The sequence below is a fragment of the Streptomyces sp. NPDC059455 genome, from assembly GCF_042750115.1.
In the GTDB taxonomy this organism is placed as follows: domain Bacteria; phylum Actinomycetota; class Actinomycetes; order Streptomycetales; family Streptomycetaceae; genus Streptomyces; species Streptomyces endocoffeicus.
Genome location: NZ_JBHYVB010000025.1, coordinates 35,750 through 56,202, shown reverse-complemented (window position 1 = coordinate 56,202; position 20,453 = coordinate 35,750). Strand labels below are relative to the sequence as shown.

The following is a 20,453-nucleotide window of genomic DNA, read 5'->3' as shown; positions in this document are numbered from 1 at the left end:
ATGGCCGATCCGGCTCCACCGTGACAGCCGGTCTCTCGGTCCGATCGGTGATCGCCGGCCGACCATTGATGATCTTGTTCCAGAACCCGGACCACGAGGTGTCTCATTTCGAAACAGTGGCGACGTATACGGTGGAGGGGTTGTGACGACCACCGACGACACCCCCGCCGACCCGGTCCTCTCATCGCTGCGCCGGGCGCGGGACCGGTTCTTCAGCGGACGGCCACCGGGCGACGGAATCCCCGAGGACCTCGCCCAAGCCTGGCGGCGGGCGCGGTTCTTCGGCGTACCGCGCGATCTGGCGGCCCCGCCCAGGGTCCGGCCGCCGGTGGACTCCCCGCTGCTGGCCGCGGCGCGCCCCGTGCTGGACCGCGTGGCGCCCACGCTGAGCGGTGCGATGGGGCTGGTGCTGGTCGACTCCCGCTGCCGGGCGCTGTGGTCGGGCGGCGGGCGTTACGCGGGTACGGCCGACGGGATGGCCGGTCTCGATCTGTCGGAGAAGGCGGTCGGGCACAACAGCACCGCGCTCGCGCTGCGCACGGGGCGCCGGGCCGAGGTCCACGGCCCCGAACACTTCCTCGACCTGTGGCAGGAGGTGTCGGCGGTCAGCGTTCCGCTGTACGAGCCGACGGCGGGCCGCCCAGTCGGCACCGTCACCGTGGTGGCCCCGCTGGGCGAGGGCCGCACCGCCCACCCGGGCGCGGCGCTCGCCGAGGCCACCGCGCACGCGATCGAGACGGAGCTGCTGGGGCGGGAGCGCCCGCCGGAGCGGGTGCTGCTCGACGCGTATCTGCGGCAGCGGGCCGAGGGGGCGGCGGTGGTGGCGCTCGACGGCAGCAGCCGCCTCGTCAGCCCGGAGGCCGCGCGACTGCTGTCGCACGAGACGCTGGCACGGCTGGAGCGGCATGCCACGGCCCTCCTCAGGGACGCGGACGCGGGAGCGGCCACCGGGCCGGACACGGGACCGGCCACGGGACCGCAGGAGCACGCACCGGACGAGTTCCCCGTACCGGACGACGAGTTCCACGTACCGGACGACGAGTTCGCCGTACCGGACGACGAGATCCGCGTACCGGACGGCGCCGGGCTCACCATAAGGATGACGCGCCTGGTGCACGGGGGCGCGGTCATCGGGGCCGTGGCCACGGTGTGCACGGCGGCCCGGCGGGCGCGGTCGGCGGAGCGGCGGGGCCATGACCGGCTCCCGGGCCTCGTGGGCACGTCCCGGCCCTGGCGGCTGGCCGTCTCCCGGGCGACGGAGCTGGCGCGGGCCGTGGAGCCGCTGCTGCTGATCGGCGAGCCGGGCGTGGGCAAGACCGCGCTGGCCCGCGCCCTGCTCGGCCTGCGGGGCACGGCCGCGCCGCGGGTCGTCGACGCCGCCGAGCAGGTGCCCGGCGAGGTCCCGCGCTGGTGTCACGCGCTCGCGGAGCTCCCGGAGTCGGAGAGAGACGGCGGCGCGCCGCCGCTGCTCCTGCGCCACGCCGAGCGGCTGGGCCAGTCCGACGTGGCGGCACTGCTGTCGCTGCTGGAGGAGCGGCCCGCGGTGCCGCTGGTGGCGACCCACACCCCGGGCACGCCCACCGGACCGTGTCTGAGCCGACTGCTGGACATCCTCGCGGCCCGGTCGGTGACGCTGCCGCCGCTGCGCGAACGCGTCGAGGACATCCCGGCGCTGCTGGCGGGCCTCACCCGGAGCCCCTCCCCCGGACGTCCCCCGCTGACCTGGAGCCTGGACGCCCGCCGGGCGCTGGAGCAGCACACCTGGCCGGGCAATGTGGCCGAACTCACCCATGTCGTACGGGAGGTGGCCGAGCGCCGCCGCGCCACCGGGCCGGTGCGGCGCGAGGAGCTGCCGTACGGACTGCGGGTGCCACCGGCCACCCGTCGGCTGAGCGGTATCGAACGGGCGGAGCGCACCGCGATCCTGGAGGCGCTGCGCCGGCACGGGGACAACAAGGCGCGGGCCGCCGAGTCCCTGGGCATCGGCCGGGCCACGTTGTACCGGAAGTTGCGGACGTACGGAATGGACCAGGCGTAGCGGCGGAAACAGTCTCCAGGGGGCCGGTCACACCGGAGCCGGTCATGGGCCGCGGAGGGGGAACGGTGACGCGAGACAACAGCGCCGAGAGCGAGGCGGTCACGGGCAGGCTGCTGATTCTGGAGTACGAGCAGGTGAAGGAGGAGCAGCGGGCGCGGATCGGATTCCGCGACAATCTGCTCTACGCGACCCTGGCCGCGATGGCGGCCATCATCACCTTCTCCCTGCAGAGCCATGGGCGCCCGGAGCTGCTGTTGCTGCTGCCCCCGGCGTCGGCGCTGCTGGGCTGGGCATATCTGGTCAACGACGAGAAGATATCGGCCATCGGACGGTATGTCCGGGAGGATCTGGGGCCCCGGCTGACGGCGCTCGCCCCGGGCCGGCCACCGGTGTTCGGCTGGGAGCGGGCCCACCGCGACGACGGCCGCCGGGTCTCCCGCAAGCGGCTGCAGCTCGCGGCGGACCTGCTGCTGTTCACGGTGGCGCCGATCGCCGCGCTCATCGTGTACTGGGCGACGGAGCCGGTGCGGGCGGTGCTGCTGGCGGTGTCGGTGGTGGAGGTGGCGCTGGTCGTCGTACTGGCGGTGCAGATCGTGCTGTACGCGGATCTGCAGCGGCCGTGACGCGTCGGGACCCGTGGGGTGCGTCGGGTCCGTAAGGTATCGGCAGAGGCTGTCCTAGGGGGGATCCGTGGGCGCTGAGGGCAATGGGGGTGCGGTGTGGGCCGATGTGGTGGTTCTGACCGCGCTGGAGGTCGAGTACCGGGCGGTGCGCGCCCATCTGGAGGATCCGCGCCCGGTCCGGGCGGAGCGGGGCGCGCTGTTCGAGCTGGGTGTGTTCCGCGAGGGGTCCGGGGAGCGGACGGTCGCCATCCATATGACGGGTCCGGGGAATCCGGGTGCCGCGGTCTCGGTCGAGCGGGCGGCGGCGCTCTTCGCGCCCCGGGCGGTGCTGTTCGTGGGAGTGGCGGGCGGCGTCAAGGATGTCGCGCTGGGCGATGTGGTGGCGGCCGACGCGGTGTACGACTACGAGACCGGCAAGGACACCGAGACCGGGTTCCTGCCCCGGCAGAAGACCTATCAGTCCGCGTACGGGCTGGTGCAGCTGGCCCGGCTGGTGGCGGCGGCCGACGAATGGCAGCGCCGGATCCGCCCCGGGGACGACGCGCCACGCCCCCGTGCCCATGTGAAGCCCCTCGCGGCGGGCGGCCGGGTGGTGGCGCACCACCGCTCGGACGTCGGGCTCAGGCTCGCGGCCAGCGCGGGGGACGCGCTCGCGGTGGACATGGAGGGCTTCGGCTTCCTCGCCGGCGCGTATGCCAACCAACAGCTGGACACGCTGGTGATCCGCGGCATCTCGGACCTGCTCGGGGACAAGGGCGAGGCACACGACGAGCGCTGGCAGCCCATCGCCTCCCGGAACGCGGCCGCCTTCGCCTTCGAACTGATCGGCCGTATCCCGGTGGCGGACTCTGCGGCGCCCCGGCCGCTCGCGGCTGGTACGCGGTCCCTCAGCGCCGGTACACGGTCCCTCGGCACCGATACACGGTCCCTCGCCTCCGGTACGCCACCCGAGGGCCCCCGGCGCCGCAGGCTGACCATCCGTGACCTCGGCGTACTCGCGGACACCCTGCTGGCCGTGCCCGGCATGACCTCCCCCGCACGCTGGCAGCAGCTGCTCGACGAACTGCCCACCGTCGGCACCGCGGTGAGCCGTCAGTCGGCGAGCCGCGCGGAGGCCCTGTCCCTGCTGCGCGTCTGCGAGGCGCGGCGGGCGATCGGCGAACTGGTGGAGGTGGTCGCGGTGCTCGCGCCGGACGATCCGGCGGCCGCCGAACTCACCCGGCGCGTCGAGGAACTCGGATTGGAGTGACCCTCCTCACCCTCCCACCCCCACGGGTGAGGGCCCCGGTCCGCCCTCCCCCGCACCCGCTCCGAGCCACCCCGGGAGGGCGTCCCCGCGCGAGCTCAGCGGAACCGTCCAGGTGGGCCCCTGAGGAGGACGGCCCTCCGCCTCGCGGTCGCCGCGGGCGCGGGTTCCCCGGGCCACCGCCGGGAGGTGTCCCGGCCCCGGCGGGGCCCGCCCGGGGCGCGGGGGACGGTGCCACGGACATACTCGCCAGGGGTGTCACGAGAGGCTTGCGGGGCATACAAGTTGTCCCGGAGTCCCGGCGGGTGGCACCCGCGTATGGCAGGGTCTCCGGCGGGATCATCGGCGGCGGGGACCGGTGATGCGGCCTCGGGGGAGGGCACGGCATGGCGGCCATGGGGGAAGGTGGCCTGAAATCGGTCGGCAACCTCGTCACGGCGTTGAAGGAGTTCCGCTGTCTGACGGATCCGGATCTGCGCACGCTGTGTCTGGATCTGGTCGCCATGGAGCTGGAGATGACCAGCGTCCCCGTGCGCGCCCATCGGGTGACCGACTACTTCCTGGTGGAGCTGGCCCGCGAATGCCTGGAAAACGTGCGGATCATGCACGCGCTACGCGCGTCCCTCGCGGTGATGGCGGCGGCGGACGAGGACGCGATCAAGCGGCTCGACTCGGTCATGGAGCAGATGACGGCCCGTCCGGCGCTGCCCGAGACCGCCATCGCGAAGCTGCGGTCGCTGCTGGAGGAGCTGGAGATCGAGCAGCTGGGCCAGTTGTGCCGTACGGCGGCGGGCCCGCTGCAGGACGTCCCCGCGGTCACCGGCCCCTGGCACGCCTTCGAGGTGCTCAGCCGGATGAACGCACAGCCGGGCGGGCTGCCGCCGGGGCTCGCCCTCGTGGAGTACCTCGCGGCGGCGGCGCGTCCGCTGCAGAGGGCCGACGCGCTGCGCGAATGGGCCGATGAGCAGGCCCGGGAGCTGGGCCTGACGCCCCAGCTGCGGTCGCTGCGGCAGCAGGTGGGGCATGCCGCCCCGGCCGGTCCGGTGGACGCCTATCTGGTGATCAGGCTGCTGCCGCAGGAGGAGGCCGGGTGCTACGAGCTCTCGTCCTGGCACCAGTACGACCCCACCGGCTGGCATCCGGCCCGCGGCCCGGTCATCCAGGTCACCGCGGAGACCGCGGAGCGGGCGGTCCAGACGCTGGTGTACGAGGCCGCCGAGGAGTGGGACGACGCCCGGGCGATCCACATCGAGTTCATGCTCGGCCCGGATGACCTGAATCTGCCGGTCCACCGCTGGCGTCTGGAGCTCGACAGCGAGTCCCCCATTCCGCTGTACATGGGGGGCTATCCGGTGGTCGTCCGGAGCCTGGAGCGCAGCTGGACCAAGCGCTGGCACCGGGATTGGAAGCACCGCTGGAACCTCTTCGACCAGCAGCCCGAACGCGCCAAACACCTCGTCGTGGACGGCGAGGACCCGGACAGCCCGCGCTCCGGCGACCCCAACGCCCTGCTGGCCCGGCTCAAGGCCGATCCGCAGGTGGTCGCGCTGGTCCTGACCTCGCCCCCGGGCACCACCCCCGAGGGCACCTCGGAGGCGCTGGCCGCCTGGCGGGCCGGGATTCCGGTGGTCGCCTGGGACGGCCGCGCGACCCGGGCCCCCGGCTTCGTCCAGCAGCTGAGACAAAAACAGGCCGACGCCAGCGGGAACCTGGCACGGCTCCGCGAAGCCGTGACAGAGTTACGTCTGGACGCCCATACGATCGACTCCGCGGAGCGGGAGCATCACCTGGGGCAACATGTGGTGCTCGTTTGGGACGACCCGACCCGTCCCGTGGAACCGCAAGGGCGCATGACGGGGCCGGACGAGGGGGTGGGTGGTCGATGAGCGACGAAGAGCCTGCGCGACGCCACAACGGACGGATCCACCAGGATTCCGGTTCCGCCTCGGCCGCCCTGCCGTCCGGGATACCGCGCCCCTGGTGGATCTACCAGGGCACCGGGCGCCCGCTGCACGATGTGAGCCTGGAGGAGATCCTTCCGCCGCCGCCCCCGTGGCGCGCCTTCGGCGGGGTCTCGGCCTGCCCGGTCGAGGGCAACGGCCGGTCCGGCGCGTTATCGGACGCGGACGACGCCCCGACCGAGCCCCCGGCGCCGCCGGAGGACGAGCAGGACACCGCCCGGCGGCTGGGCGCGACTCCCCTGGGCGTGCGCTCCGACCCGGAGGAGGCCGATCTCGTCAACGCGGCGCTGATCCTCAGGCGTCCCCTTCTGGTGACCGGCCGCCCGGGCACCGGCAAGTCCACGCTGGCGTACCGCATCAGCCGGGAGCTGGGCCTGGGCCGAGTGCTGCGCTGGCCGATCACCACGCGTTCGACCCTGCGGTCCGGGCTTTACGGCTACGATGCCGTCGGCCGTGTGCACGCCGCCGCGGCCGGCCAGGCGTCGGAGGGGGACACGCACGAACCCGGACCGGAGGACATCGGCGACTTCCTCCAACTCGGGCCGCTGGGCACGGCGATGCTCCCGCACCGCCTGCCGCGCGTCCTGCTCATCGACGAATTCGACAAGAGCGATATCGATCTGCCCAATGACCTCCTCGACATCTTCGAGGCCGGCGAGTACTCCATCCCCGAGCTGGTGCGCATCCGCAGACGCCGCCCGGCCGTATCGGTCCTCACCGACGACCCGGAGCGCAGTACCGTCATCGCCTCGGGACGGGTGCGCTGCCGCGCCTTCCCCATCGTCGTCATCACCAGCAACGGCGAGCGGGAGTTCCCGCCCGCGTTCCTGCGGCGCTGTCTCCAGCTGCGGCTGCCCGACCCGGACGCGGACCGGCTCGCCGCGATCGTGGCCGCGCATCTGGGGCGGGCCGACGATCCGCGTGCGCGGGAGCTGATCCAGATGTTCCTCGAGCGCAGCGAGCGCGAAGGCGGCCTCGCCGCCGACCAGTTGCTCAACGCGGTGTATCTGGTGACGTCCCAGTCGCATGTTCCGGGGCCCGAGTGGGAGGAGCTACTGCAGGCCGTTTGGCATCGGCTGGACAGCGCAGCGGGCTCGACATGACACACCACCCAGGCGGCAGGTCCGCCGGGCCGGGCCCACGGGACCTCGACTGGCGGCAGCTCGCCGACGCCCTGTGGCTGGCGGTCTGCAAGGCCGAGACGGACCGTGGCCCCGGACCGCCGGACCCCGGCCCCCTCCCCGGGACACCGGAGGCGGACGCCCCGCCGCCCGGTGACGAGCCGTCGGACGAGCCGCGGCAGGACCGGCGGGGGGAGCGCCCCGCGTCCGGACCCGAGGCGGCGCCCGCGGTGTCGGAACCGCCGCTCCCCGCGGAGCTGGTCGGCGTCTCCGCGCCGCCCGGCGAGGGGGAGCCGGCGACCGTCGCGGAGGCCTTCGTGCCGGTGCGCCGGCCGTCCGCCGACGGGCCGCCGCTGCCCGAGCGCGCCCTGTCCCGGGCGCTGCGGCCGCTCAAGCGCACCGCGCCCTCGCCGGTCGAGACGGAGGTCGACGAGGAGGCCACGGCCGAACGCGCGGCGCGCGAGGGGCTGTGGGTGCCCGACCTGGTGCCCGTGCGCGAGCGCTGGATGGACGCCGTCCTGGTGGTGGACTGCGGCAGTTCGATGGTGGTGTGGCGGCGGACGGCCGCGCATCTGGTCACCGTGTTGCGACGCACCGGCGCCTTCCGGGATGTGCGGGTGCACCGGGTGAACACCGACCATCCGTTACCCGCCGAGGACCGGTCGCCGGTGGCGGGGATGCCACCGCGCGGCAAGCGGACGGTGCTGGTGCTGACCGACGGCATCGGCGCGGCCTGGGGCGATGAGAGCGCCCAGCGCGCGCTGGCCGGCTGGGCGCGGCACGCGTCGGTCGCGGTGCTGCACGTCTTACACCAGGGCCGCTGGCACCACACCGGGGTGGCGCCGGAGCGGGTGCGGGTGCGGATCCCCGAACCGGGCGCCCCCAACGGCACCTGGCGGCGGGCGGACGGCGGCTCCTGGCCGGGCGGCGCGCCGCCGGTCCCGGTGCTGGAGCTGGACGCGCGGTGGATGGCCAACTGGGCGCGGCTGGTGGCCCGCCCGTCGGCGCGCGGCGAGGACACGATGGCGCTGCTGCCCGGGGCGCCCGCCGAGCGCTGGGACCCCGAACCGGAACCGAGCGCCTGGGACCGCGTCTTCCGGTTCCGCGCCACCGCCTCGCCGAGCGCCTTCCGGCTGGCGTCCCGGCTGGCCGCGGCCCCGTTGAACATTCCCGTGATGGAGTTCGTGCAGGGCATCCACCAGCCGGAGGGCAGTCCGGGCGATCTGGCCGAGGTGCTGCTGGGCGGGCTGCTGCGCAAGGTGGCGACCGCCGACCCGCTGGACGAGACGGGCATCGGCTACGAGTTCCACGACGGGGTGCGCGAACTGCTGCTGTCCGCCGGGATGCGGGACGAGTCGCTGTACATCCTCGGCAGCGTCCTGGACCGGCTGGGCCGCCGCTGGAAACCGCTGCTGATGCTGCGCGATCTGCTCAACCACCCCTCGGGTTCGGTGGGGGACCTTCCCAGGACGGAGCGCCTGCTGCCGTACATCCGTCTTCAGGAGCAGGTCTACCAGGCTCTTTCCGGGCCCTATCTGGAAGGTGCGCGCTCCTTTCGCGCCCTTGTCCTGGCCCATCAGGCGCTCGCCCGCTCGGGGGAAAGCCCGCCCGATCCAGTTGAAGACGCATCACACAGGGGAAAATATGTGGTCTCCGAGGCGGTTGCGGCCATGACTGACTCCACGACTCCCCGAACAGACCCGCTGTCCCAGGCCGACGATTCACCATCCCCGCCGGCGCACGGCTCGCCGGGCCCGGCGGGGGAGCATCTGAGAGGAACATTCGTGTCCGTGACCGCTGCCCGGTCCCTGCCTGCCGTGGAGGAGCGCCAGCCCGGGGAACCCCCGTCCATTTGGGGAAATGTACCGCCCCGGAACAACAACTTCACCGGGCGGCAGACGTTGCTCGACATTCTCCACGAACGGCTGAAGAGCGAGGGCACCGCCGCCGTGCTGCCCGAGGCGCTGCACGGGCTGGGCGGGGTGGGCAAGTCACAGATCGCCCTGGAGTACGTCCATCAGCACGCCGCCGACTACGACGCGGTGTGGTGGATCCCGGCCGAGCGCCCCGAGCAGATCCGCCAGGCGCTGGTCCAGCTCGCCGACCGGCTCGGGCTGCACGCGGGCATGGAGGCCAACACGGCCGTGCCCAGCGTCCTCGACGCGCTGCGCACCGGACGTCCGTGCCGCAACTGGCTGCTGGTCTTCGACAACGCCGAGGAGTTGGAGACGGTTCGGCCGTTCTTCCCCGCGGGCGGGCCGGGCCGGATCCTGGTCACCTCGAGGAACGCCCAGTGGTCGCGCGCCGCCCGCACCGTCGAAGTGGACGTCTTCGAGCGGGAGGAGAGCATCGAGCTGCTGCGCCGCCGGGGGCCGGAGCTGCCGCGCGACCAGGCGGACCGGGTCGCCGACGCGCTGGGGGACCTTCCGCTGGCCATCGAGCAGGCGGCCGCGTGGCTCACCGAAACCGGGATGCCGGTCGACGAGTATCTCCAGGTCTTCGAGGACGAGCGGGCCGATGTCTCCACCCGGCGCAATGAGCTGCTGGCGGCGGGCGTTCCGGTGGACTACCCCGAACCGGTCGCCGCCGCCTGGAACATGTCGCTGCGGCGGCTGGCCGAAACCCATCCCGGCGCGCTCCAACTCCTCCAGATGTGCTCGTTCTTCGCACCCGAGCCGGTCTCCCGCCGGCTCTTCTCGGGCGTACGCGGGGTGTCCCTCTCCCCCGAGCTCTCGGAGGTGCTGCAGGACCCCATCAGGCTCGGCCACGCGATCCGTGAGATCAACCGCTACGCCCTGATCAAGATCAATCACCGCAGCAACACGATCGAGATGCACCGGCTGGTGCAGGCCGTGCTGATCGGCCAGATGTCCACACAGCAGCAGGCGGACATGCGGCACAGCGCCCATGTGCTGCTGGCCTTCGGCGACCCCAACGACGTGGCACCCGCGAACTGGGGGCGGTACGCCGACCTCCTCTCCCATGTCCGGGCGTCGCGCGCGATGGAGTGCGACGACAAATGGGTGCGGCAAATGGTGCGGAACCTGGTCCGCTTCCTCTTCATCTGGGGGGACCACGAGGGAGCGCTGGAGCTCGGCAACCAGGTGCGGCGGCAGTGGGTGGAAACGCTCGGTGAGGACAGTGCGGAGACGCTGGCCGTCTCCCGGACCCTGGGCCATGTCCTGACCGTGCTCGGCCACTTCGACGAGGCCCGGGAGCTCAACCGCCGGACGCTGGAGCTCCAGCGCGCCAAGGAGGGCGACGACCACGAGAACACGCTGGTGACTCAGGGCGCGGTCGCCGTCGACACCCGCTACCAGGGCGACTACGCGCGCTACGTGGAGCTGGAGAAGGATCGCTGGACCAGGACCCTGCGGCTCTTCGGGGACGAGGACCCGTACTCCATCGCCGCCGTGAACGACTACGCCCTGGCGCTGCGCGCGGTGGGGGAGTACGAACGCGCCCGGCAGCTGGACGAGGGCGCCCGGCGCACCGCCGGTCTGGTGCTCGGCGAGGACGCCCTGCTCACCATTCTGGTGGAGGCCAACCTCAGCATCGACGTCCGCGAGGGCGGGGACTATCTGGCCGCCCGCGACATGCTGGAGCAGACCTGCAGCCGCGCCCGCCAAATGTTCCCGCCGAACGCGCCCACCGTGGTCTACGCCCTGCGCAACCTCGCCGTGGCGCGTCGTAAGGCGGGCGACCACGAGGGCGCCCTGGACCTCAGCCGGGAGGTGCTGGAGCGCTACCGGCTGCGCTACACCGAGCCCAACCTCCACATCACCATCACGGCCCTGGCCCTCTCGATGGATCTGCGGCAGACCGCCGATCTGGAGGGCGCCCGTGAGCTGGGCCGTAAATGCCTCGACGAGATGCGCGTCCTGCTGGGGGAACGGCATCCGGCGACCCTGGGTGCGGCGACCGACCTCGCCGTGACGCTGCGGCTGCTGGGCGAGACGGATGAGGCGCTCGCGCTGAACAAGGAGACGCTGCCGGTGCTCGTCGAGCGGCTGGCAGCCGACCACCCCACGGCGCTGGCCTGTGCCATCCACATGGCCAGCGACCACTACACCCTCGCGGACTACCAGGAGGCCCACGACCTGGACACCACGACCCTGGCGGCCTGCCGGTCCCGGCTCGGTGAGGACCATCCCACCACGCTCGCGTGCGCGGTCAATCTGTCGGGGGATCTGCGCGCGCTGGGCGAGGGCAGGCGGGCGGAGGAACTGCACCAGGACGCGCTCGTCAGGCTGCGCCGGGTGCTGACGGCCAACCACCCGGCGACGGTCGCGGCGGCCCGGGGCATCCGGGCGGACTGCGATGTGGAGTCGATCTCCATCTGAGCCGCAGTCCGCGGGGCCGTTCACCGGGCCGTTCGCGGGGCCCCGGGCGGCGCGCCATTCACCCGCGGGTACGCGTCCCGATCCACCGCGCCAGAGCCATCGGATCGGGACCCGTGCCCGGCGCGGTGCGCAGCTCCCGGTGGACGGACAGGACCAGTTCGGGGTGGTTCAGCAGCGTCGTCCTGGCCGCGCCGTCCGGCAGGCTGAGCGCGAGCCCCGCCCATGCCGCGATGTCGTCCGGGTCCGCTTCCAAGCGGGCTCGGTAGCCGCGCAGCGCCGCCGCGGTGTCCCCCGCGGCCCAGTCGAGATCGGCCCGGTCGGGGGCGTCACCGCCCCCGGACAGCCCCGCTCCCCCGCCCTCGCACAGCCGGGCGAACCCCACCGGATCCGCGAGCCGGAGCCGGGCGAGCGCGGGGCGCGCCAGCGCCTCGGGGCGGGTCGGCCGGACCGAGGTGCCGGGCAGCTCTCCGGGAGGGTCGGTCCGCTCCCGCCAGGCCCGCGCCCACTGTGCGGTCGGCTCCGGGTCCGCCGCCAGGTGGCGCATGCGGTGGACGAGCCGGTGATCGTGGATCAGATCGGACGCCAGGCGCTTCGGCACGGAGGGCACCCGCTGCGCCATCCACAGCCTCAGCCGTTCCTCCAGCCGGTGGAGGAACTCTTCGCCCCTGGAGGTCAGTTCGGCGTGGGTGAGGAGCGTGCGCAGCCCCGAGGAGGTCTGTGCCCGGCGCAGGGCGAACTCGAACGCGGCGGTGTCCCGGGCCGGTCCGGGCTCGGCGCGCCGCAGCCGGTCCCACCAGAATCCGGTCACGCCCAGGAACGCGTACACCCCCTGGAGGAGCCCGCGCAGCGGTCGCGGGTCCAGCCGCCAGGGCGCGTAGTGGATCTCCTCCAGGCCCCCTTCGATCAGGGGCACCAGGTCCATCAGGGCGCTGAGTTTGATGTGCTGGGCCTCGTGTACCAGCGCGGCGGCGAGGGCCAGCGGATCCGTGGCCCCGTTGAGCAGCACACAGCCGTATGCCTCCGGCGACGAGGCGCTGAACGGTTCGGGCCAGGCGGCGTACGGCACGGGCACGACGGAGGACAGGCAGGCACTGATTCCCCCCGGGTCCACTTGGCGCTGCTCCGAGACCAGCCGCCACGCATTGCCGAATCTCTCCTGCCAGCCCTGCCACTCTTCGTCGTCGAGCCGCTCGGGCTCCCGGATCCGGAGAAAGTCGCGATAGGGGTCGAGGTCGTCGGCAAGGGGGGCACACACAATCCGCTCGTGTTCTCCGCGTAGTCGCCGCAGACCGTGCCAACCGGGAGCGTCCTCTGAGAAGTCGGCAGGCAGCGTCACCGAATACGGGCCGGATAACACCACCGCCTTCCGGCCGTTCATGACGACCTCGGCGACATCGGCGGTGTCCGGAATGCGGGCGAATCCCAGGACCGGCAATATCACCCCGCCCTCGCGCACCGGAACGGCGCCGCGAAAGTCGATTCCGGCGACAAGAGCGGCCGAGGCGGCTACGGCATACAGATAACCCACCGCACTCCACAGCGGCTCGTCCCCCGATTCCAGACCGCGCAGCCTGCGCAAACAGCGGTTGAGCCACACACCCATGGGAGGGTGCAGCAGCAGCCTGTCCACGGCGGCCTGGGAGCGGTGCTCGGCCCGAATCAGCAGGTGCCAGGCGTCCCGAGGCGGGGGAAGAGGGCCGGGCAGAGCGGGGTGCGCGGAGGCGATGTCCACCAGGGCGCGCAGCAGCAGCATGGCCCGGCTACGCTGTCCTGACCTCAGTTCGGCCACGGCCGAGGGGCCGCCCGAACCCCGCGCCAACTCGGCGAAAGCCCCCGCCGATAAACGATGGTTGAGGCCCCGCGTGACGGAGGACGTCATAGCCGCCTAACTCACACAGGGTTCCGATGTCGACGAGTTGCCGATCGTCGGCGGGCGCTGGACGATGTCGAGCAGCCGCTCCGTCACCGCGGAAATCCCTTCGTGCCGCTCGAGGTCTTCGAGTGTCGCCCCCGAAAGGTCCAGCAGCTCCGTCTCGACCTCGGTCGCGACTCGCTCCATGACACCGTCCCCCTCCGGACGCTCCCTAACGGCTCATATGAGGCATCCCTATGGTGACCTACCCCTAATGATTGCGAAAGAGTGAACACGGCCAGTCGGCGCCTGCGTTGTCAAGATTTTCGGACACTTCCGCGCGCCCGGGAGCGCCCCGATATGCCGGTGTCATCCTCCCGTTCCGGATTGCGTCGTCTCGACCTCGAACACGCCTCCGCACACCCGGAACGACCGCGCCGAGACGTTCATCGCGTCGAAGGAATCCGGCGGATAGACCCGGATCCGCGCGGCGGTGCGCCGACACGGGGTGTCGTTCATGCCCTCGTTGAGCGTGTGCAGGCTGCTCGAGGCGCTGCCGCCGGGCGGCAGGGAGACCGGGGAGCGCGTGGGGCCGCGCCGGGTGGCGGGATCGCCGATCACCGCGCCGGTGGAGTCGAGCAGCGAGACACCGGGGTATCCGGTGAGGGTGCAGGTCGTGGTGGACCTGTTGGTGAAGACCAGGGGCAGGTACACATTGCCGGCCCCTATGTCCATCCGGCCGACCGACAGCGTCAGCTGAGCCCTGGAGCAGACGCGGCGCACACCGGACGCGGCGGCGGGCCGTGAGGAGGGCGGGCGCGAGGGCCGCGCCGAGGGCGGAGGGGACTGCGCGGTCTGCGAGGCGGGCCGTTCGTTCCGGGAGGAGCCGCTCCCGGAGGAGGCGGCGGAGTCGGCCGAGGGAGAGGAGGGGGGCGCGGCGGAGGCGGAGGTGACGGACGAGGCGCGCCGCGCGGAGTCCCCGTCCCCGGTGTCGCTGCCGCACGCGGTGACCGTGGCCAGCGCGCCGACCAGCAAGGCGCATAAGACGGGCGGCCGGGACCGCGCTGCCGCCGTGCGTCGAGTCATGCGCCGAGTCGTGCGCCGAGGAGCCGAACCATTTCGTTGACTCATGAGCGACCTCCCGAGGTCAGCCGTCTGCCGGGGCCACCGGCATCAAGGGCGGGTGCCCCGATGCCTCCCGTGCATTCCCTCCTTGGGTCTCCCTTCCCCGCGCGCGGGCTCTTATGTCCGGGGCACATTGATCGCGTCGGGGCTCAAATTCCTCACATTGGATTCTCTACCGCAAACATCCGAACACCTTGTCCACTCCAGAACCCTGGGATTACTGTTCGGCAGCCATCGCACTCGCCAACTGCCGTACCAGGACAGGAAGAAGGACTCCATGGCCGCACGCGGACGTCATCGCCGGCCCCGGCCCCACCGTGTCTCCCGCACCTCGCTCGCGATCACCGCGGGCGGTGCCGGCGTCGCCCTGCCGCTCATCGGCATCGGCCAGGCGAACGCCGCCTCAGCCCCCACACCCACCTCGCCGACCCCGGCCGCCACCACCGTCACGGCCGTCACGGCCACGAAGGCCGAGCCGCTGCTCATCGTCCCGAAGGCCGTCCCCGAGCCACCGGCCAAGGCCCAGCCCCGGCCCGGGTCGTACACCGTCGTCCGCGGCGACACCCTCTCCCGGATCGCGGACAGGGAGAGAGTGGCGGGCGGCTGGGAGCGGCTCTACGAGATCAACCGCCAGGTCATCGGCGCCGACCCGGATCTGATCCGGCCCGGCCAGCAGCTCACCCTCGGCCACCGCTGAACGAGCACACGGGCAATACGCACAGGAGCATCCGCCCGCGGTGGACCACCGCGGCGGACGCTCCTTCGCCTCAACGGCCTTACATCACCAAATGCGCCTTGGAATGGGTGACTTCCTCAATGTCGCCGCCCGCCTTGCCGATCAGCCGGTGTGCCAGATTGGTCAGTGCCCGCGCCGCCGCGATCTCCTCGCCGACCCTCGGCTGTGCCGGGTCGTCGGGATTGCGGTTGGCCCGGCCCTGGGCCAGCATCTCCGTACCGTCGTGCATCCTCAGCCGGACGACCGCTTCGGTCAGCGGGCCGATCTCACGGAACTCCATCTGAATGTCGCATCCCACGATCGTCTCCATCGCGCTCACCTCCTGCGTCACCTTCCAGGATGCGCCTCACCGGCCTCTCCGGTCGACCGGGACAGCAACTCCACCACCTCGTCGTCCGCGGTCTGCGAGAAGTCCTCGTACCACTCCCCCACCGCCGCGAAGTCCGAGGGGGTGGAGAGGACCACCACCTCGTCCGCGTCCTGGCGCAGCGCGGCGACCGCGTCCGGCGGCGCCACCGGCACGGCCAGGACCACCCGTGCGGCTCCCTGGGCCCGTGCCACCCGGCAGGCGGCCTGGGCCGTGGCGCCGGTCGCGATGCCGTCGTCCACGATGATCACGGTGTGGCCCTCGGCCGGGATCCGCGAGCGGCCCTGGCGGAACCGGCGCGCCTTGCGGGCCAGCTCCTCCCGCTCGGTCCGCTCCACCGCGGCGAGGTCCTCCTCATCGGCCCGGCTCATCCGGACGATCGCCTCATGGACGACCCGTACATCGCCCTCGCCGATGGCGCCGAACCCCAGCTCCCGGTGGTAGGGGACGCCGAGCTTACGGACGATGATCACGTCCAGGGGCGCATGGAGCGCGCGGGCCACCTCGAAGGCCACCGGCACCCCGCCCCGCGGCAGCCCGAACACGACCGGTTTCTCATCCGCCAAGGGGCGCAGTGCCTCGCCGAGGCGCTGCCCGGCGTCCGTCCGGTCGGTGAAGATCATGACTCACCCCCGCTCCTGAAGGACTCATCTCCATATCAAGCCGACGGTCCGCCCATCCGCAAACCGGCGGTTCCCGGCCGCCGGCCGGGGCGCGCGGATACCGGAGACCCGGCACCCTGGAGGTATGGAGAACGCCACCGGCCCGGACGAGTCCGGTTACCCCGTCTTCGTCGAGTCAATCGAGGTCGACAGCCGCTACCGGATGGTGCGGCTGCGTGGCCTGGGGTGCGAACCGCTGGAACGGGAGGAGTTCGAGCCGCGCGTCCGGCAGGTCTTCCCCGATATCGACCTGGACGACCCGGCCCAGGTGCACTGGGAGGACCGGCCCGGGCAGTGGCCGCCCTGGCATCCGGGCGAGGCATGACCGCCCTGATCGGCACCTCGGGGTGGCAGTACCGGGACTGGCGCGGCGACCTCTACCCCGAGGGCTGTCCGCAGCGGCTGTGGCTGGAGGAGTACACCCGCGCCTTCGCCACGGTGGAGAGCAACAACGCCTTCTACCGGCTGCCCACGTACGACCAGTTCGTCACCTGGCGGGAGCGGCTGCCGGAGGGCTTTGTGATGGCGCTCAAGGCGAGCCGCTACCTCACCCACATCAAGCGGCTGCGCGATCCGGAGGAGCCGGTGGAGCGGCTGATGTCCCATGCGGCCGGGCTCGGTGACCGGCTGGGCCCGGTGCTGGTGCAGCTGCCGCCCACCCTGCGGGCCGACGGCGAGCTGCTGGACCGCTGTCTGGGCTGCTTCCCCTCCGGGACGCGGGTGGCCGTCGAACCGCGGCACACCTCCTGGTGGACCGAGGAGATCCGCGCGGTGCTGGAGCGCCGCGCGGCCGCGCTGTGCTGGGCCGACTCCGGCTCCCGCCCGGTCACCCCGCTGTGGCGGACCACCGGATGGGGGTATCTGCGCTTCCACGGCGGCCTCGCCCGCCCGGCCCCGCGCTACGGGCGCCAGGCGCTGGCCACCTGGGCGCGGCGGATCGAGGACACCTGGCCGGCCGACGCGGAGGTCTATGTGTACTTCAACAACGACACGGGCGGGGCGGCGGTGCACGACGCGGCCGTCTTCGCCCGCGCCGTGGCCCGCCTCGGCCGCCCGGTCAGCCGCACCCCCTCGGCTTAGGGTCCTTCTGACGGATCTCCGTGGAAGAAGGAGCGGCGTCAGGGGGCACCTCCCAGCGGTAGCTGGGGGAGCGTGCTCTCGGCGTGCCGTGCGGAAGCCCTCGTAGCGGAGCTACTTGGGTTTTCGCGCGGTGCGGCGAGAGGGCGTGCCGGGGGTCGCGACGCCGCGGAGATCCGTCAGAAGGACCCTAGCCCGGTGCCCGCCGGGCTCACTCCTTCACCGCCCCGCCCAGCATGCCCTCGATGAACCGGCGCTGGAGTGCCACATAGACCACGACCACCGGCAGGGCGATGAGCACGGAGGCCGCCGCGAGCAGCGCCGCGTCGGAGCTGTGCTGGCCCTGGAAGAAGGCGAGGCCGAGGGGGACCGTGCGATGGGCCTCGTCGCTGACCATCACCAGGGCCATCAGGAACTCGTTCCAGGTCCACATGAAGGTGATCACGACCATGGTGGAGATCGCCGGGCGGCCCATCGGGACCAGCACGCGCCACAGTGTGGTCCAGGTGTTCGCCCCGTCGATGCGGGCCGCTTCGATGACCGCCCGGGCGCTGCCGCGGAAGTACGTGCGCATCCAGAAGACGCCGAAGGCCAGGGACTGCGCGGTCTGGGGCAGGATCAACGCCCAGTAACTGTCGGTGAGTTCGGCGTAGCGCAGATCGAAGTAGAGCGGGACGACCAGCGCCTCCTGGGGCAGCGTCAGCCCGATCACGAAGAGGTGGAACAGCACCGTGGAGCCGGGGAAGCGCATCACCCCGAAGGCGTACGCGGCGAGGATGGCCAGCACGGTGGTGGCGGCCACCACGGCCGCAGTGACCAGCACCGAGTTCCCCAGATAGGTGCCGAAGTGGCCACGGCTCCAGGCGTCGGCGAAGTTGCTCCAGTGCAGCCCGTCCTTCGGCAGTGAGAAGCCGGTGTCCAGGGAGCTCTGTGAGCCGAAGGCCGTGGAGAGGATGCCGATCACGGGGGTGAGGGCGATGACGGTGAAGAGGGCGAGGATGCCGTAGGTGACGTTGCGTTCCAGGCGTGTGGTCATGCCCGCCGCCCTTCCACGAGCCGGGAGACCGTGACGGTCAGGACGAAGATCAGGACCGTGAGGGCCACGCCGACGGCGGCGGCCGAGCCGACCTGGTTGGTCTCGAAGGCCCGGCGGTAGACCTCGTAGGCGGGGACGGAGGTGGCGTTTCCGGGGCCGCCGCTGGTGGTGATGTAGATCAGGTCGAAGTTGCGCAGCCCCGCCACGATGGTCAGGGTCAGCGCCACCGCTATCTGCGGCCGCAGACCGGGCAGGGTGACGGTGAGGAACTCGCGCAGCGGCCCGGCGCCGTCCATCCGCGCCGCCTCGTACAGCTCTCGCGGGATGCGCTGGGCCCCGGCGAGGAAGAGGACCATGCACAGCCCGGTGCCGACCCAGGTGCCGACGACGCCGACGGCGGGCAGCGCCCAGGTGTAGTCGCCGAGCCAGGGGCGGGCGAGGCCGCCGAGGCCGACGGCGCGGAGGGCGTCGTTGAGGAGCCCGTCGGGGGCGAGGATCGAGCGCCAGGCCACGCCGACCACGATCAGCGCGAGGACCTGCGGCAGGAACAGGACCGTACGGAAGAAGGTCATCCCCCGGACCCGGGCCCGGGACATCACGGCGGCCAGCAGCAGCCCGATCGCCACCGGCAGGGCGGCGTAGAAGACGAGCAGCAGCAGCGCGTGGAGGAAGGGGGCGCGCAGGCTCGGATCGCTGAACAGCGCGCGGTAGTTGTCGAATCCGGCGGGGGTGGCGACCGTCAGCCCGTCCCAGTGCACGAAGGACAGCCACACCGACTGCCCGAAGGGGTAGAGCAGGAAGACGGCGTACACGATCAGCGCGGGCAGGATGTAGAGATAGCCGATGGCGCGCGGTTCGCCGGGTGCGCTGCGGCGGTATGCCCTGGTCAGGGCGGCGAGCCTCATCGGGGTCCCGCCGAGGCGTGCTGCTCGCGCTGCTTCTTCTGATAGGCGCCGTAGTCCTTCTGGAGGGTCGCGGCGAAGCTGTCAGGGGAGGTCTTGCCGCTGACCACGCCCTGGAGGGCGGCCGAGAGGGTGTCGTAGAAGGTGGGGGTGGAGTAGTCGAGGTACGGGACGAGTCCATCGGCGGCGCTCAGCCGCTTCCATCCGGCGATCATCTGGCCGTCGGCGCTGTCCGGGCTCACTCCTGCCGCGGCCTTCGCGGGGACTGCGGGCAGCACTCCGTGCCGGGTCATCACGTCCGCGGCGTGTGCGTCGGTGAGGAAGTCCAGATAGGCGGCGGCCACCTCCGGGTGGCGGGAGCGGGAGGTGATGGACCAGGCGAGGCCCTGGCCCCCGGTGGTGACGGGGTCGCCACCGGCCTTGGCGGGCGGGGGCGGCATGATGCCCAGCTTCTCCCCCATGGGCTTCTTCAGATCGGCCAGTTGCCAGGTGCCGGTCAGCAGATACGCGCCGTCGCCGGAGGCGAACTTCTTGGCCGCGTCGTCGTAGCCGAGGCCGTTGGCGCCGCCGGGCAGATAGCCGCGCTTCGTCCAGTCGGCGAGGGTGGCCGCGGCGTTCTTGGTGGCGGCGTTGTCGAAGCCGTCGCCGCGGCCGAGGACGGTGTCGCGGGCGTCGGCGGCGCCGAGCTGGTCCTGCAGCACCCCGAAGGTGTGGATGGCGGGGTACTTGTCGAGGTTGCCGAACTGGATCGGCAGCTCGCCGCGGTCCTTGAGCCGGGCCAGGCCGTCGGTGAACTCGCCCCAGGTACGCGGGGGTTGGAGCCCCGCCTGCTTCAGCCGGTCCTTGTTGTAGTAGAGGCCGATGTACTCGCCGGTCTGGGAGATGCCGTACAGCCGCCCCCTGCCGAAGTCATTGCCGTCGGCGGAGACCCGGTTGAGGTTGAGCAGGGCGGCTGGGTAGCGGGTGTTCCAGTCGTAGATCCCGGCGTAGTTGTCCAGCGGGGCGAGCAGCCCGGCCCGGACGAAGGCCACCATGTCCGGGTAGCCCTGATTGGCCTGGATGACATCGGGCGGATGGTTGCCGGAGACGGCCAGTTTCAGAGTGGTCTTCAGATCGGTGAAGCTCCGGGCGACCCGCTTGATCCGCACATTGGGGTACTTCCGCTCGAACTCCCGGTTCAGCTGCTGTATCTCGCCGTTGGTCCCGCCGCGTATCTCCTGGTCCCACACGGTCAGCGTGGTCTTTCCGGCCTTCGCCGGATCGGGTATGGCGGTGGCCGCGCCGGTCCCGGGCCCCCCCGGCCCCCCGCCCCCGGGCGGGGGGCGGCGCGCCCCCCCCCCGCCCCCGCGCGCCCCCCCCCCCCC

At 72.3% G+C, this 20,453-nt stretch carries 16 protein-coding genes and 1 pseudogene; 9 read left to right on the top strand and 8 right to left on the bottom strand.

From position 1 onward, the window contains the following. Window positions 1–142 precede the first annotated feature (142 nt). From ACFXB5_RS12030 to fxsT, 6 genes are all read left to right on the top strand, one after another. Entirely contained in the window at window positions 143–2,038 is a 1,896-nt protein-coding gene (locus ACFXB5_RS12030) for a sigma-54-dependent Fis family transcriptional regulator (protein ID WP_385205779.1), read from the top strand. Between the two features lie 65 nt (window positions 2,039–2,103). Continuing rightward, window positions 2,104–2,661 carry a hypothetical protein gene (locus ACFXB5_RS12025; protein ID WP_385205777.1) on the top strand — a complete coding sequence of 186 codons (558 nt, stop codon included), beginning with the start codon at window positions 2,104–2,106 and terminating at the stop codon, window positions 2,659–2,661. Between the two features lie 67 nt (window positions 2,662–2,728). Next, the gene (locus tag ACFXB5_RS12020) at window positions 2,729–3,910 is read left to right on the top strand and encodes a hypothetical protein (protein ID WP_385205774.1); all 1,182 of its coding nucleotides are present in this window, start codon (window positions 2,729–2,731) and stop codon (window positions 3,908–3,910) included. A gap of 383 nt (window positions 3,911–4,293) precedes the next feature. Continuing rightward, entirely contained in the window at window positions 4,294–5,793 is a 1,500-nt protein-coding gene (locus tag ACFXB5_RS12015; protein WP_385205772.1) for a hypothetical protein, read from the top strand. Then, the gene (locus ACFXB5_RS12010; RefSeq protein ID WP_385205770.1) at window positions 5,790–6,971 is read left to right on the top strand and encodes an AAA family ATPase; all 1,182 of its coding nucleotides are present in this window, start codon (window positions 5,790–5,792) and stop codon (window positions 6,969–6,971) included. Before ACFXB5_RS12015 ends, ACFXB5_RS12010 begins: the two co-directional genes overlap by 4 nt. Then, window positions 6,968–11,332, top strand: coding sequence for an FxSxx-COOH system tetratricopeptide repeat protein (fxsT, locus tag ACFXB5_RS12005; RefSeq protein ID WP_385205767.1), 4,365 nt, complete (start codon window positions 6,968–6,970; stop codon window positions 11,330–11,332). Before ACFXB5_RS12010 ends, fxsT begins: the two co-directional genes overlap by 4 nt. A 58-nt stretch (window positions 11,333–11,390) precedes the next feature. On the opposite strand, the gene ACFXB5_RS12000 is transcribed toward fxsT, so the two are convergent. The 3 genes from ACFXB5_RS12000 to ACFXB5_RS11990 form a co-directional block, all read right to left on the bottom strand. Next, on the bottom strand, window positions 11,391–13,085 hold the full coding sequence (locus tag ACFXB5_RS12000; RefSeq protein WP_385205765.1) for an HEXXH motif domain-containing protein: 1,695 nt from the start codon (window positions 13,083–13,085) through the stop codon (window positions 11,391–11,393). A 132-nt stretch (window positions 13,086–13,217) separates the two neighbouring features. Next, complete coding sequence (locus ACFXB5_RS11995; RefSeq protein WP_020866419.1) at window positions 13,218–13,391, bottom strand: hypothetical protein; 174 nt, start codon at window positions 13,389–13,391, stop codon at window positions 13,218–13,220. Between the two features lie 162 nt (window positions 13,392–13,553). After that, complete coding sequence (locus ACFXB5_RS11990) at window positions 13,554–14,270, bottom strand: DUF4232 domain-containing protein (RefSeq protein WP_385205762.1); 717 nt, start codon at window positions 14,268–14,270, stop codon at window positions 13,554–13,556. Between the two features lie 316 nt (window positions 14,271–14,586). Here ACFXB5_RS11990 and ACFXB5_RS11985 point away from each other — a divergent pair, with 316 nt between their 5' ends. Continuing rightward, window positions 14,587–15,006 carry a LysM peptidoglycan-binding domain-containing protein gene (locus ACFXB5_RS11985; protein ID WP_385205759.1) on the top strand — a complete coding sequence of 140 codons (420 nt, stop codon included), beginning with the start codon at window positions 14,587–14,589 and terminating at the stop codon, window positions 15,004–15,006. Window positions 15,007–15,085: 79 nt separating this feature from the next. Here the strand turns inward: ACFXB5_RS11985 and ACFXB5_RS11980 are convergent, their stop codons facing one another. Together ACFXB5_RS11980 and ACFXB5_RS11975 are read right to left on the bottom strand one after the other, a co-directional pair. Beyond that, a complete protein-coding gene (locus ACFXB5_RS11980) occupies window positions 15,086–15,355 on the bottom strand; it encodes a DUF1876 domain-containing protein (RefSeq protein WP_037952439.1) in 270 nt (89 codons plus the stop codon). Between the two features lie 32 nt (window positions 15,356–15,387). Beyond that, a pseudogene (locus ACFXB5_RS11975) lies at window positions 15,388–16,035 on the bottom strand (phosphoribosyltransferase); the annotation flags it as partial. Between the two features lie 124 nt (window positions 16,036–16,159). On the opposite strand from ACFXB5_RS11975, the gene ACFXB5_RS11970 reads away from it, so the two are divergent. Together ACFXB5_RS11970 and ACFXB5_RS11965 are read left to right on the top strand one after the other, a co-directional pair. After that, window positions 16,160–16,399 (top strand): hypothetical protein, encoded by a 240-nt coding sequence (locus ACFXB5_RS11970; protein ID WP_385205756.1) that lies wholly within the window; start codon window positions 16,160–16,162, stop codon window positions 16,397–16,399. Next, complete coding sequence (locus tag ACFXB5_RS11965) at window positions 16,396–17,154, top strand: DUF72 domain-containing protein (RefSeq protein ID WP_385205753.1); 759 nt, start codon at window positions 16,396–16,398, stop codon at window positions 17,152–17,154. Before ACFXB5_RS11970 ends, ACFXB5_RS11965 begins: the two co-directional genes overlap by 4 nt. Window positions 17,155–17,362: 208 nt before the next feature. Here ACFXB5_RS11965 and ACFXB5_RS11960 read toward each other — a convergent pair whose 3' ends face one another. Genes ACFXB5_RS11960 through ACFXB5_RS11950 form a run of 3 tightly spaced genes read right to left on the bottom strand, consistent with a single transcriptional unit; the run spans window position 17,363 to window position 20,318 of the window. Continuing rightward, window positions 17,363–18,187 carry a carbohydrate ABC transporter permease gene (locus ACFXB5_RS11960; RefSeq protein WP_385205750.1) on the bottom strand — a complete coding sequence of 275 codons (825 nt, stop codon included), beginning with the start codon at window positions 18,185–18,187 and terminating at the stop codon, window positions 17,363–17,365. Beyond that, window positions 18,184–19,092, bottom strand: coding sequence for a carbohydrate ABC transporter permease (locus ACFXB5_RS11955; RefSeq protein ID WP_385205747.1), 909 nt, complete (start codon window positions 19,090–19,092; stop codon window positions 18,184–18,186). The genes ACFXB5_RS11960 and ACFXB5_RS11955 overlap by 4 nt, the downstream gene beginning before the upstream one ends. Next, on the bottom strand, window positions 19,089–20,318 hold the full coding sequence (locus ACFXB5_RS11950) for an extracellular solute-binding protein (RefSeq protein ID WP_385205743.1): 1,230 nt from the start codon (window positions 20,316–20,318) through the stop codon (window positions 19,089–19,091). Before ACFXB5_RS11950 ends, ACFXB5_RS11955 begins: the two co-directional genes overlap by 4 nt. Window positions 20,319–20,453: the final 135 nt, after the last annotated feature.

Coding starts and splice junctions, on each gene's coding strand:
- ACFXB5_RS11995 (WP_020866419.1), bottom strand. CDS start 13,391: ATGGAGCGAGTCGCGACCGAGGTCGAGACGGAGCTGCTGGACCTTTCG.
- ACFXB5_RS11960 (WP_385205750.1), bottom strand. CDS start 18,187: ATGACCACACGCCTGGAACGCAACGTCACCTACGGCATCCTCGCCCTC.
- ACFXB5_RS11955 (WP_385205747.1), bottom strand. CDS start 19,092: ATGAGGCTCGCCGCCCTGACCAGGGCATACCGCCGCAGCGCACCCGGC.
- ACFXB5_RS12015 (WP_385205772.1), top strand. CDS start 4,294: ATGGCGGCCATGGGGGAAGGTGGCCTGAAATCGGTCGGCAACCTCGTC.
- ACFXB5_RS11970 (WP_385205756.1), top strand. CDS start 16,160: ATGGAGAACGCCACCGGCCCGGACGAGTCCGGTTACCCCGTCTTCGTC.
- ACFXB5_RS11990 (WP_385205762.1), bottom strand. CDS start 14,270: ATGACTCGACGCACGGCGGCAGCGCGGTCCCGGCCGCCCGTCTTATGC.
- fxsT (WP_385205767.1), top strand. CDS start 6,968: ATGACACACCACCCAGGCGGCAGGTCCGCCGGGCCGGGCCCACGGGAC.
- ACFXB5_RS12010 (WP_385205770.1), top strand. CDS start 5,790: ATGAGCGACGAAGAGCCTGCGCGACGCCACAACGGACGGATCCACCAG.
- ACFXB5_RS11980 (WP_037952439.1), bottom strand. CDS start 15,355: ATGGAGACGATCGTGGGATGCGACATTCAGATGGAGTTCCGTGAGATC.
- ACFXB5_RS11965 (WP_385205753.1), top strand. CDS start 16,396: ATGACCGCCCTGATCGGCACCTCGGGGTGGCAGTACCGGGACTGGCGC.
- ACFXB5_RS12000 (WP_385205765.1), bottom strand. CDS start 13,085: ATGCTGCTGCTGCGCGCCCTGGTGGACATCGCCTCCGCGCACCCCGCT.
- ACFXB5_RS11985 (WP_385205759.1), top strand. CDS start 14,587: ATGGCCGCACGCGGACGTCATCGCCGGCCCCGGCCCCACCGTGTCTCC.